Genomic DNA, 12,510 nt, shown 5'->3' with positions numbered 1-12,510 from the left:
ACAGAGAGATCATCGCCCATGACCGTTTTTCGGTATTCCCAGGCGTAACGCAGGCGGCGTTCCCAAAAGGCCTCATCAAAATGATCGTTTGCATTGGTTGAGAGCAGGCGGATGCGAATTTTAGAATGACTGTTGAAAAAACCAGTCCCCAAATAACGCCCGCGCGGGCTAACAATGTCCACAAGTGCACCGTCGTTGCAGCCGGCTTCGCCTTCGACCAGCTCGGTATGATAAATCCACGGATGGCCGGATTTGATACTGTTTTCCGCTTTGCGGGTAACTGCAACCCGCGGATATGTACGTTCTTGTTTCATAACCTACTCCATTTCGATGTTGTTCCATTCTATGCTTTTATGAGTTTTAGAACCCCTTTAAAAGTATCACGATAAACATTATAGCATAAATCCCAGAAAAGGAGGAGTTTCCCCGGCCTTTTCTCATAAAAGTACTTTACAGCGGGCACAGGGGTAGAATATTTTTCTGTTCTGCGCTATAATAACGTAAACACACTTATTGTGTATGTAGTTTGAGGTCTGCGGGCAGGCTGTGGGGGAGAAAAACAATGCCCCGAGCGAGAGCTCTTGTGAGATACAAGGAAAGAGGTTTCGCCAGCTGCCCGTTTTTATAGGGGAATGCGATGGTTTGCGCGAAAAGATCGTTTTGTCCAACGGCTGTGTACGCAACCGACATTGAAACGCAGTATATATCAAATGAATTTTGCGAGAGGGAATGTTGTCTCCGGGTACTTCTTTTGAAAGGATTGCCTGTATAAAGCAAACGGACGTGTATCGCACTCCCCTGAAAAATATATTTTGTAAAGGAATAGGTATGACATTTCAACAATTGGGGATTATTCCATCCATCTTGAACGCCTTAAAGAAGGAGGCTTATGTAAATCCAACTCCCATACAGGAACAAGCGGTTCCTCCTGTTTTAAAAAAGAAGGAATCTTTTGGGATGCGCCCAGACGGGCACGGGAAAGACGGCTGCTTTCGCTGTGCCAATCCTTCAGCTTCTTGCCGAACAGGGAAGTGTCTCTCCAAAGAAGATTCGCGCCCTTGTTTTAACCCCGACGAGGGAATTGGCCCTTCAGATTCAGGAGAGTTTTGTGGCATATAGCCGGTTTCTTCCTTTAAAAACCTGTGTGATTTTCGGCGGAGTACCACAGAATCCACAAGTGCAACAGCTTAAAAAAGGGATTGACATTTTCAGTAGCAACCCCGGGACGTCTCAATGACCTGATCGCGCAGGGATTCATCAAGCTACAGGATGTACAGATCTTTGTGCTGGATGAAGCGGATCGTATGCTGGATATGGGATTTATCCACGATGTCAAAAAGGTCATTGAAAAGTTGCCGAAAAAGCGGCAAACTTTATTGTTCTCCGCCACGATGCCGAAGGAAATTGAGGAACTGGCAGATACAATTCTGCGCAATCCGGTCAAGGTTACCGTCACGCCGCCGGCGACTACGGTGGAGGCAATTGAACAGAGCGTCTATTTTGTCGATAAAGAGAACAAGCGGCGCTTGTTAATCCATCTCCTACAAAGTTCGGAAATTGAATCGGCTTTGGTATTTACGCGCACCAAGCACGGCGCGGACCGTGTTGTACGCGAACTGACCAAGGCGAAGATACGGGCAGCCGCCATCCATGGGGACAAATCGCAAAATGCGCGGCAAAAGGCCCTCGGCGATTTCAAACAGCATAGAACCCGCGTGCTGGTTGCAACCGATATTGCTGCACGGGGTATCGATATTGAAGAGCTTTCCCACGTCATCAATTACGACATTCCCGAAGTGCCGGAAACTTATGTACATCGCATCGGGCGGACCGGCCGGGCTGGGATGTCTGGGATTGCCATCTCTTTCTGCGATATCAATGAGAAGGCTGATTTTGACCGGATTGAAAAGTTGATCGGAAAAAAGGTGACCGAAGTGCCGGAACACCCCTATCCGATGCAGATCACTACACCGACACCGAAGTCGGAGTTGCGCCGGAACCGTGGGCAGCGTCCTGTCAGGCAGCAGCCCCAGCCACAGAAAAAGGAAGAGACGGCGCAGAGACAGGAATCCAAATCCAAGAAATCACCGCAACGGGCTACGCAAAAGACGGCTTTGACGCCTCCGGCCCCAAAGGTGCAACAAAAGACACAGCCCCAAATGCAAACACAGCGAAAGCCCAACTCCATTTTCCCAAAGCCAGCTGGTGGAAAACGGGCGGAGGCCCTTACAGAGTTTCCGTCCTTGCAGGATGTCTTACCCAAGCAACGCCCAACGCTATTGAGCAAGACCGAGGGAGGCAAAAAGCCGCGCCAATACCGCGAACCGGTTCCCGGTGGACGTGGAATGCAGACGCGGCCTTCTGCAAAGAAGCGTGACAAAACGCCTTCGACCATCCTCCAACGGACAGAGCCTGTGCGCAAGCGCCCGGTCGATCAGCCGTTGGGACAAACGCGCTTCGGCGGTAGACGGGGCTGACCGGCGATGGCGATCAATAAGTTTGTAATGGCGGCTTTGAAGGCGCTCTCTTACCCGGATATTGACATCAAACGCAATTATAAATGGGGGCGTCAAGTGACAAATGTAACCCATTATCACTATTTGAAGCCATTCTATAAAACCTGGGATCACAAGGTCCCCTGTGGAGATCACGACGTACCAGTGCGGATTTTCTCTCCCCCTGGAGAGGGACATCACTCACTTTTGCTTTTTTTCCACGGCGGTGGTTGGGTACTGGGGAATATCGATTCTTATGACAAGGTGTGTGCCAATATGGCCCGCCTGACCAACCGTCTGGTGGTTTCGGTGGATTACCGTTTGGCGCCGGAACACAAATTTCCTGCTGCACCTGAAGATTGTTATGCCGTGACGAGGGAAATCTATCTGAATACAGGACTATTGGAAACCTCTGCGGAGGATATTACCCTGATCGGGGACAGCGCAGGAGCCAACCTTGCGGCGGTTGTCTCGTTGATGGCGCGCGACCGGGGCGAGTTCCTGCCAAAGAAGCAGATCCTGATTTATCCTGCAACATATAATGATCATACGGAGCGTTCGTTCTTTGACTCTGTTCGGGAGAATGGAACGGATTATCTGTTGACCTCGAAGCGGATCTGCGATTATATGGATTTGTATATGAGCTGCCCGGAGGATCTACGCAATCCGTATTTTGCGCCTTTGTTGGCGAAAAGCCTGGCGGACCAGCCGGATACGCTGGTTATCGCAGCGGAATACGATCCGCTGCGCGATGAGGGAGAGGAGTATGCACGTAAACTGGAAAAATTCGGCAACCGTGTGGAATTGCACCGCATTGCAGACGGCCTACACGGATTCTTTTCTTTTTTGCCGCCGAGCTTTCCACAGGTCAAGGAGTGCTATGAAATCATCAACCGTTTTTTGAGTGAGGTGCCGCAAGCGTGAAAGCAAAGAAATCTGCGGATTGGAGGCGGCTGGACAATGCGGCGAAGATTTTCCCGTGTACCAGCAACAAAGCGGATACCAAGGTGTTTCGCTTTTCCTGTGAGTTGACCGAACCCGTGGACCCGCCCACTTTACAATTGGCGTTGGAGCGCGCATTAGAGGTTTTTCCGGTTACCGGTGTACATTGCGCCGGGGGATGTTCTGGTATTACCTGGAAGACAGTCCAGAACAGCCCGTTGTTCGCGAAGAATACCGGCCCCCGTGCAGTGCGTTGTATGAGAAGGGAAGCCGGGGCCTGCTCTTTGAAGTGACCTATTACCGCTGCCGGATCAATCTGGAAGTTTACCATGCATTGACGGATGGGACGGGCGCCGTTCAATTTTTGCGTGTGTTGGTATACCATTATCTGACTGTACGGCATGCGGACCGCTTTGCCGGCGGATTGCCTGCGATTGATTACGATGCGTCGGCCACCGAAAAAATGGACGACAGTTTCCGCAAATACTACACCCATACGCGCAAGCAGCACGAAGATTCCCCGAATGCATATAGGCTCCGGGGGCCCTGCCTGCCGGAGAATCGTATTGCCGTGATCGAGGGCGTGATGCCGGTAAAAGCTGTCCTGAAGGAAGCGCATGCCTACGGAGCGACTTTGACGGAATTTTGTGCAGCGATTCTGATGTGTTCCATCGAAAAAGAGATGGCGATGCGCCACAAAAAACGTCCGGTTGTTTTGGCGGTGCCGGTCAATTTGCGCAGTTATTTCCCTCCGGAAGCGCCCGCAATTTTTTCAGCGTCATTCAAGCCCGCTATCATTTTCGAAAACAGTCAAACCGGTTGGAGGATGTGATTGCAAGTTTGCACGAGACCTTTGAAACCGAGCTGACGCAGGAGAAGATGGAGGGGCGGCTGAACCAGTTTGTTCAATATGATTTTAACCCGGTGGCGCGCGTTGCACCTTTGGTTGTAAAAGATCTCACCATGCGGATCGGTTATGACCTTGCTGCGCGCAAGGAGACCGCAGCGATTTCCAATGTGGGAAAGATTGTGATGCCGCCGGAATTGGCGCAGTATATCCGCCTGTTCGATGTGTTTGTCAGTACGAGCCGCCTGCAGGTGTGTATGTGTTCGTTTGGCGACCTCTTGACCGCGAGTTTTACGGCGCCATTTGTCAGCACGGACATCCAGAAAAATTTCTTCCGTTTCCTCACTGGCATGGGCGTTCCCGTGGAAATTACGGCAAATGTACCATTTGAGACAGAGGAGGGGGGAACCAAATGAAATACTGTGCCAAGTGTAAAACGACTGTGACGGGCAATGGGACCCGTTGCCCACTGTGTCAGGGGATGCTCCAGGAAACTGGGACGGAGGATACAAGAGGGGACGTATTTCCAAGGATTCCCGATACATTGCATAAACACAGCCTGTTTTTTCGCATCTTGATCTTGGTATCCGTGGTTGCCGCTGTAACCTGCGTGGTAATTAACTTGATTCTTCCACAGCACGGTTGGTGGTCCCTGTTTGTTTTGGCTGGGCTGGCCTGCGCATGGATCAGCCTTACCGTTGCCTTTCATTACCGGAGAAACGTCCCAAAGAGTATCTTGTATCAGGTGGTTGTGGTCTGTGTATTGACTGTCCTTTGGGACTATTCAACCGGTTGGCACGGTTGGTCGATCGACTATGTCATTCCCATCACATGTGTGGTGGCCATGCTGGTATTGGCGATCACGGCACGGGTGTTTAAGCTCAATTTAGGCAGTTTTATTGTGTATTTTACCATCGCTGCTTTGTTTGCAATTGTCCCGGTGGTGTTCTATGTGCGCGGGATGCTTCAGGTTGTATATCCTTCTTTGATTTGTGTGGCGGGCAGTGTCATTTCCTTGGCGGCACTGATTCTTTTTGAGGGAGACAATATGCGAAAAGAGTTAAAACGCAGGCTGCATTTGTGATTCCCGGAATAGCGAATGAAAGTCGTTTTCAAAAGGATGCCAATATAAAAATGCATATTATGCACAAATCCTAGAAAGCTAAAGCCGCGGCCTGTTTGCCGCGGCTGATTTATTCACAAGTTCTTATGCAGAGAAAAAGTCTTTATTGCAACGATCCTTGGAACATGATACGATTGATCGAACAGAAGAAGGTGGGAAAGATATGGATACAACCATTTATTATAACGGGACCATTTTGACAATGGAGGAGCCGCTTTATGCGGAGGCCGTGTTGGTCGAAGATGGGGTAATTCGCAAGGTGGGCGGCCGGGAGGAAATTCTGTCGGGCAAGGGTGCGAACACAGAGCTGGTGGATTTACACGGGGCCGTTTTGTTGCCTGCCTTTCTTGATCCGCACAGCCATATCACCGCGCTTGCACAGACGCTGGGCCTGGTCCACTTAAACGGATGCAAAAGTTTTCAGGAAATCGTCCAGAGGCTGGATGCTTTTGTGGAACGGACAAAACCAGCGCCGGGCCAGTGGGTGACCGCATTCGGTTACGATCACAACGATTTAAAAGAGAACCGGCATCCGGACAAAAGCCTCTTGGACAAATATCCATTTCCCGTGGTGGTGACGCATGCATCCGGGCATATGGGCGTGATGAACCGCGCAGGTTTACAAGCGTTGGGAATTACATCCGAGACCCCCGATCCAGAGGGCGGCGTTATCGGCCGGGAGTCGGATTATGGGGAGCCAAACGGATATTTGGAGGAGACAGCTTTCACCGGATATACAGCGAAAATCCCGCAACCATCCTTGGAAATTCGCATGCATCAAATGGAACAGGCGCAGGATATTTATCTAAAAAATGGGATTGCGACGGCACAGGATGGCTTTACGAAAGAAGCAGAGTGGAAGCTCTTGCATTGCCTGGCAGAGCAAAATCGTTTGAAGTTGGATGTGGTGGCGTATCCAGACTTACCGGACAACCGGAAGATTGTTTCACAATACCCATCGTATTGTAGGAACTATCAGAACCACCTGAAAATTGGCGGTTATAAAGTGTTTTTAGACGGCTCTCCACAAGGGCGAACCGCATGGATGAGTCAACCATATGAAGATGCGCCGGACGGCTACTGCGGTTATCCGGTCCATTCGGATGCCGAAGTGTGCTCGTTCATGCGGCAGGCATTACAAGATCATATGCAGATTTTAGCCCATTGCAACGGTGATGCAGCAGCACAGCAGATGATCGACGCATATGAAAGAGAAATGACCGGCGAGGACATACGGCCCGTGATGATTCATGCCCAGCTGGTACGTCCCGATCAGCTGGCTCGGATGGGGAGGCTCGGCATGATCGCTTCCTTCTTTGTAGCGCATACGTATTATTGGGGAGACGTGCATGTGAAAAATTTTGGCGAAGCGCGCGGAACAGCGATCAGCCCTGTACGTTCGGCGATCGACAACGGTGTTGTGTATACGTTCCATCAGGACACCCCGGTTATACAGCCAAATATGTTGGAGACCCTTTGGTGTGCGGCCAACCGCGTGAGCAAGAATGGCTATATCCTGGGGGAAGGGCAGAAGGTTACGGTGCTGGAGGCCCTAAAGGGAGTGACCCTTTATGCGGCGTATCAATACTTTGAGGAACATGAAAAGGGGTCTATTCGCCCGGGAAAACGAGCGGATATGGTAATTCTGGATCGGGACCCCCTACAAGTAGACCCGCAGGAACTTAGAAACTTGCGCGTATTGGCAACGATTAAGGATGGGAAAACCTTATATGAGGTGAAGCGATGAGTACAGATACGCTCTTGGCGATTGTAGAGCCGCTTTTAACCTGGTATAGACAAAATGCCCGTATATTGCCTTGGCGCGAAGAGCCCACTCCCTACCGCGTTTGGATTTCAGAGATCATGTTGCAACAGACCCGTGTAGAGGCTGTAAAGCCCTACTTTGCCCGTTTTCTAGAGGCACTGCCGACTGTACCCGCTCTGGCGCAGGCGCCGGAACAGCAGTTGATGAAGCTTTGGGAAGGATTGGGCTATTACAGCCGCGCGCGCAATCTGCAACGGGCGGCGCGTGTCATGGTCGAACAATTTGACGGCACTCTGCCACCGGATTACGAATCCCTGCTGAAGCTGCCCGGAATCGGCCCCTATACGGCGGGGGCGATCGCCTCGATTGCCTATGGAATACCGGTTCCGGCGGTGGATGGGAATGTTCTCCGGGTAGTGATGCGCTTGATTGCTGGCTGGGATGACATTGCAGACCCCAACGTGAAACGGGATGTTGCACAGCGTATGGCAAGGGTTCTGCCGAAGGATTGCCCAGGGGATTTCAACCAGGCTATGATGGAACTCGGCGCGACTGTCTGTGTACCGGGAGGAGAGCCAAAATGCTTGGTTTGTCCCTTGAACGCCTTGTGTGAGGGTTACCGTCAAGGGGTTGCGCGAGAACTCCCTATTAAGGCGAAAAAGAAGGCCCGCCGGGTAGAGGAGAGGACCGTATTCCTTTTGGTGTGCGACGGCGAGTTGGGAATCCGCAGGCGGCCAACCACCGGCCTTTTGGCGGGGATGTGGGAGCTTCCCTCCGCGGAAGGAAAACGAAACCTGGAGGGGTCGATGGAACAGTTGCAGGAATGGGGCGTGCAGCCCCAGGAAGTCAAGCTTATGCCGGCAGCAAAACACATCTTCTCCCATGTGGAGTGGCATATGACCGGTTATTGGGTGGATTTAAAGGCGCGTCCAGAAGGGTTTACTTGGGTGGGACGAGAGACGTTGCAGCAGGAATATGCCCTGCCGTCGGCTTTCCGCGCGTACTTAGAGGCGTTTACGAAGTAAATATAGTTTATGCATTCTTGTTCGAACAAAGGAGAGGCGTCAACGGCCCTCTTCCGTTAACGCCTCTCCAGCTTCTTTTATAATCTAATAGGACTGAATCTTTCCAGCTACATATTCCCCCGCTTCTTTTAGTGTAGCATCCGGGGACAGGGACGTGTAGATTTCTTGATTGAACACAAGCCCGTCCCGCGTCTCTAAAAAGAGATCCATATACCCGGCGTGGAACGCATAGTCCGCTAGGTCAGAAAAATAGAGAACCGCTCCGCCCTTTTCCCGAAAGTCGGAACCGCCTAGCGCCTGAGGGAGGAAAATCCCCCGCATACCGGTCCGGCATTGGGAGACGATGTCCATATGCTCCACCCAGATATTCCGCGCGATCGGGCAGGGGAGCAGTATACGGACGGTATCCCCCACAGAGAGCTCCCCGGAGAAAACTTTTTCAACGCGAACGTTTGCAATCGCAAAAGTATCAAAGAGGGAGCTTTCTCCGTGAAATAGGGCGCGGATGTTTCGAATGGAGACAATCTTCCCTTGGAAGGCCGGGGAGTGGCTTATTTCAAAGGCTTCCTCTTCCGTATACAAATGAGCGAGCTCCGAAGAGAAGCGCGGCATTTCCCCATTGTAGTTGCGCAGGTATTCCACACGGACGTCCCCCGTGGAGCGGGAGAGCGTTATAAAATTGTAGTTGGGAAGAATCGCGGCCAGATAGACCGCAAAAAGTCCAATGATGGTATAAAAGCCGAGGACCCATTTTGACTTCATACTATAAGCCTTCCATCACAAATTTCCATATAGATATTTAAAATTATATTCGTCATGTGAGGTAATAGACGTACTATGGCAAGGATTATCTGCGTATTCTGTCATAATAGATTTGTCTAAACAATAAAAACATGGGAATCCCCTCCGTACATGAAATATTTATTATAATTGTATGGTTTAAAATGAGTTATGTCAATACAGATTATAATATTTATATATGTTTAAAAATATTATTTAAAATATATAATTATATAATTTTTTAAAAACTAAGTTTGTATTTTACTATATTACAACAAACGCAATGGTCAGGGGGCGGGAGTGTGAATTACGATGATCTAATTAGCGCTGCAACAGAAGTTGGGTATCTGCTGCTGCGCAACGGCGCGGAAATCTATCGCGTGGAGGATTCCATGCAGCGCATTTTTCGTGCATACGGGGTGGATACCGGCGAGATTTTTGCCATTCCCACTTGTATTTTTGTAACGATCACAACGCCGGAAGGAAAATCGATCACCAGAATCAAGCGCCTGTATACACGTGTGACAGACCTGGACAAAGTAGACCGTGCAAACGACTTATGCCGCCGTATTTGCCGCCTGTGCCCGGATGTGGGAAGTATTCGGGAAGAGATTGAAACAATCAACCGCCGCCCGGTTTACGATTTTGGGACGCAAGTGGCTGCCTTTGCGATGGTCGCATTCTCCTTTACGCTGTTCTATGGGGGGACTTTGGCGGACGCATTCTGTTCACTTTTCTGTGGTGCAGGTGTAAAACTGGTGAACTCCTTGATGGGACGCTTTCAGGCAAACGCATTTTTTACCAACATCGTTGCAAGCTGTACCGCGGCGGCTATTGCCATGTTTGCTGTTCAAATGGGATTTGGCGCGAATTTGGACAAAATTATCATCGGTGCTTTGATGAATCTGGTTCCCGGAATTGTCATTACCAGCTTTATGCGAGACATCATGGCGGGGGACTTGATTGCGGGACTGATCCGTTTTGTAGAATCGCTGCTAGTTGCAACCGCGATTGCCATCGGCGCCGGTATTGCACTCATGGTGCCAAGGTTGATTTGGGGGGTGTGAGAATGGACGTATATTTGCCCTGCTTTTATGGGTTTGTCGCCTGTATGGCCGTTTGTATCGTCTTCAATGTGCGGGGAAAACGGATCTTTTTACCTCTCTTGGCGGTGCAATTGGCTGGTTTGTATATCTTTTATTCCGTCCACTACAAAATGACATCGTACAATTTTTTATTGCGACAGTGGCGATCACGGTTTATTCAGAGATTATGGCTCGTATTCATAAGGTGCCGGTAACCGGCTATTTGTTGATCGCTCTGTTGCCCATGGTGCCGGGCGGTGGAATCTATTATACGATGGAGTACTGCATCGCCGGAAATACCCAAATGTTTTTGGAGACAGGACTACACACTTTGGGAATCGCCGGGGCTTTGGCGCTCGGAATTTTACTGGTTTCTTCTTTGAACAGACTTTGGGGAATGTCACGCTCAGGAAAGGGCGGATGAATGTTTTAGGTGAAATTTATTGACATAATAAGAGCAGGCTGCCAAAAAATGATATGATAGTATACTGAAAGACGATCTTTCACATTTTTGCGTACACCTGCTTAATATGGCGGAATTTCTTAAACAAGGAAAGGGCCGGAACCCGTGTAGGTTCCGGCCCTTTCCTATTGCCATCCTTATCCAAACAGGGTACGCCGCCAAGAAAGCCTATTCTTTCCGGGCATACTCCCTTTTTATAAACGGTCTTTGATCGCCTCAATTAAAATTTTTAAGGCCTTGATGCGGCCATATTTTTTGTTTTGGGATTCAATAATATGCCATGGGGCGAAATCGGTAGATGTATAGCGCAACATGTCATCGACGGCCTCTTCGTATTGATCCCATTTCTCGCGGTTACGCCAATCCTCTTCAGTGATCTTCCACTGTTTGGAGGGCGTATTTTGACGGTCGTTAAAACGGCGAAGCTGTTCATCCTGGTCGATATGCAACCAGAATTTTACGACGACAGCGCCCCAGTCGTAGAGCTCCCGTTCAAATTCATTGATCTCCCGATAGGCCCGCTGCCAGTCCTCTGTGGAGCAGAACCCTTCAATGCGTTCCACCATCACGCGGCCATACCATGTACGGTCGAAAATGGCGATATGCCCATCTTTTGGCAAGCGTGTCCAAAACCGCCAAAGATAGTGATGTGCAAGCTCCGGAGCAGTCGGCCCTGCGATGGGGACAACCTCGTACCCACGCGGGTCAAGCGCTGCTGCAACACGACGGATATTTCCGCCCTTTCCGGCGGCGTCCCAACCCTCATAACAAACGACGACGGGCACGCGCTTGCGATAAATTTTGTTGTGCAACTCGCTCAGTTCCTCTTGGAGCTTTTTGAGCTGTTTTTTATATTTCTCATCCGTGATAGTCTTGTCAAGAGAGACATCCTTTAGCTTCGGCATGGGGACAAATGTAAAATTGCCGGGAAGAATGATATTCGCCGGGGTAACGGGGTGCTCCTTGCGGTGTTGTTTCAGAGCTAACGCCGTTTGAATCCCGATGGTATTTATGGTTAGCTCTGAAACAACACCGCAAGGAGCACCCCGTTACCCCGGCGAATATCATTCTTCCCGGCAATTTTACATTTGTCCCCATGCCGAAGCTAAAGGATGTCTCTCTTGACAAGACTATCACGGATGAGAAATATAAAAAACAGCTCAAAAAGCTCCAAGAGGAACTGAGCGAGTTGCACAACAAAATTTATCGCAAGCGCGTGCCCGTCGTCGTTTGTTATGAGGGTTGGGACGCCGCCGGAAAGGGCGGAAATATCCGTCGTGTTGCAGCAGCGCTTGACCCGCGTGGGTACGAGGTTGTCCCCATCGCAGGGCCGACTGCTCCGGAGCTTGCACATCACTATCTTTGGCGGTTTTGGACACGCTTGCCAAAAGATGGGCATATCGCCATTTTCGACCGTACATGGTATGGCCGCGTGATGGTGGAACGCATTGAAGGGTTCTGCTCCACAGAGGACTGGCAGCGGGCCTATCGGGAGATCAATGAATTTGAACGGGAGCTCTACGACTGGGGCGCTGTCGTCGTAAAATTCTGGTTGCATATCGACCAGGATGAACAGCTTCGCCGTTTTAACGACCGTCAAAATACGCCCTCCAAACAGTGGAAGATCACTGAAGAGGATTGGCGTAACCGCGAGAAATGGGATCAATACGAAGAGGCCGTCGATGACATGTTGCGCTATACATCTACCGATTTCGCCCCATGGCATATTATTGAATCCCAAAACAAAAAATATGGCCGCATCAAGGCCTTAAAAATTTTAATTGAGGCGATCAAAGACCGTTTATAAAAAGGGAGTATGCCCGGAAAGAATAGGCTTTCTTGGCGGCGTACCCTGTTTGGATAAGGATGGCAATAGGAAAAGGGCCGGAACCTACACGGGTTCCGGCCCTTTCCTTGTTTAAGAAATTCCGCCATATTAAGCAGGTGTACGCAAAAATGTGAAAGATCGTCTTTCAGTATACTAT

Annotated in this window: 13 protein-coding genes and 2 pseudogenes; 12 read left to right on the top strand and 3 right to left on the bottom strand. The window is 50.1% G+C overall.

The genetic code is table 11. The annotated features are described in order from the left end of the window. Positions 1-314, bottom strand: a pseudogene (locus ACGCCZ_RS01610) (rRNA large subunit methyltransferase I); the annotation flags it as partial. Between the two features lie 683 nt (positions 315-997). On the opposite strand from ACGCCZ_RS01610, the pseudogene ACGCCZ_RS01605 reads away from it, so the two are divergent. The 9 genes and pseudogenes from ACGCCZ_RS01605 to mutY all read left to right on the top strand — a co-directional run. Then, a pseudogene (locus tag ACGCCZ_RS01605) lies at positions 998-1,355 on the top strand (DEAD/DEAH box helicase); the annotation flags it as partial. A 36-nt stretch (positions 1,356-1,391) separates the two neighbouring features. Further along, the gene (locus ACGCCZ_RS01600) at positions 1,392-2,477 is read left to right on the top strand and encodes a DEAD/DEAH box helicase (protein ID WP_411655127.1); all 1,086 of its coding nucleotides are present in this window, start codon (positions 1,392-1,394) and stop codon (positions 2,475-2,477) included. 12 nt (positions 2,478-2,489) lie between these two features. Continuing rightward, the gene (locus ACGCCZ_RS01595) at positions 2,490-3,419 is read left to right on the top strand and encodes an alpha/beta hydrolase (protein WP_411655125.1); all 930 of its coding nucleotides are present in this window, start codon (positions 2,490-2,492) and stop codon (positions 3,417-3,419) included. Further along, positions 3,416-3,730 carry a hypothetical protein gene (locus ACGCCZ_RS01590; RefSeq protein ID WP_411655121.1) on the top strand — a complete coding sequence of 105 codons (315 nt, stop codon included), beginning with the start codon at positions 3,416-3,418 and terminating at the stop codon, positions 3,728-3,730. Before ACGCCZ_RS01595 ends, ACGCCZ_RS01590 begins: the two co-directional genes overlap by 4 nt. Continuing rightward, complete coding sequence (locus tag ACGCCZ_RS01585) at positions 3,691-4,269, top strand: hypothetical protein (protein WP_411655120.1); 579 nt, start codon at positions 3,691-3,693, stop codon at positions 4,267-4,269. Before ACGCCZ_RS01590 ends, ACGCCZ_RS01585 begins: the two co-directional genes overlap by 40 nt. Then, positions 4,266-4,700, top strand: a complete 435-nt coding sequence (locus tag ACGCCZ_RS01580; protein ID WP_411655119.1) for a hypothetical protein — start codon at positions 4,266-4,268, stop codon at positions 4,698-4,700. The genes ACGCCZ_RS01585 and ACGCCZ_RS01580 overlap by 4 nt, the downstream gene beginning before the upstream one ends. Next, positions 4,697-5,368: a DUF6320 domain-containing protein gene (locus ACGCCZ_RS01575; RefSeq protein WP_054323960.1), complete on the top strand. Its 672-nt coding sequence runs from the start codon at positions 4,697-4,699 to the stop codon at positions 5,366-5,368. Before ACGCCZ_RS01580 ends, ACGCCZ_RS01575 begins: the two co-directional genes overlap by 4 nt. Before the next feature lie 202 nt (positions 5,369-5,570). Next, the gene (locus tag ACGCCZ_RS01570; RefSeq protein WP_411655114.1) at positions 5,571-7,154 is read left to right on the top strand and encodes an amidohydrolase; all 1,584 of its coding nucleotides are present in this window, start codon (positions 5,571-5,573) and stop codon (positions 7,152-7,154) included. Beyond that, complete coding sequence (gene mutY / locus ACGCCZ_RS01565) at positions 7,151-8,197, top strand: A/G-specific adenine glycosylase (protein WP_411655118.1); 1,047 nt, start codon at positions 7,151-7,153, stop codon at positions 8,195-8,197. The genes ACGCCZ_RS01570 and mutY overlap by 4 nt, the downstream gene beginning before the upstream one ends. Before the next feature lie 84 nt (positions 8,198-8,281). Here mutY and ACGCCZ_RS01560 read toward each other — a convergent pair whose 3' ends face one another. Beyond that, a complete protein-coding gene (locus ACGCCZ_RS01560; protein ID WP_054323962.1) occupies positions 8,282-8,959 on the bottom strand; it encodes a hypothetical protein in 678 nt (225 codons plus the stop codon). Positions 8,960-9,279: 320 nt separating this feature from the next. On the opposite strand from ACGCCZ_RS01560, the gene ACGCCZ_RS01555 reads away from it, so the two are divergent. Both ACGCCZ_RS01555 and ACGCCZ_RS01550 read left to right on the top strand, forming a co-directional pair. Then, entirely contained in the window at positions 9,280-10,044 is a 765-nt protein-coding gene (locus ACGCCZ_RS01555; protein ID WP_054323963.1) for a threonine/serine exporter family protein, read from the top strand. Between the two features lie 52 nt (positions 10,045-10,096). Beyond that, complete coding sequence (locus ACGCCZ_RS01550) at positions 10,097-10,486, top strand: threonine/serine exporter family protein (protein WP_411655116.1); 390 nt, start codon at positions 10,097-10,099, stop codon at positions 10,484-10,486. A gap of 233 nt (positions 10,487-10,719) precedes the next feature. Here ACGCCZ_RS01550 and ACGCCZ_RS01545 read toward each other — a convergent pair whose 3' ends face one another. Beyond that, positions 10,720-11,430: a hypothetical protein gene (locus ACGCCZ_RS01545; RefSeq protein ID WP_411655117.1), complete on the bottom strand. Its 711-nt coding sequence runs from the start codon at positions 11,428-11,430 to the stop codon at positions 10,720-10,722. Between the two features lie 191 nt (positions 11,431-11,621). Here ACGCCZ_RS01545 and ACGCCZ_RS01540 point away from each other — a divergent pair, with 191 nt between their 5' ends. Next, entirely contained in the window at positions 11,622-12,332 is a 711-nt protein-coding gene (locus ACGCCZ_RS01540) for a hypothetical protein (RefSeq protein ID WP_411655117.1), read from the top strand. Positions 12,333-12,510 lie beyond the last annotated feature (178 nt).

Source organism: Anaeromassilibacillus sp. SJQ-1 (assembly GCF_046693725.1).
GTDB lineage: Bacteria > Bacillota > Clostridia > Oscillospirales > Acutalibacteraceae > Anaeromassilibacillus.
This window is presented reverse-complemented; position numbering and strand designations above follow the sequence as displayed.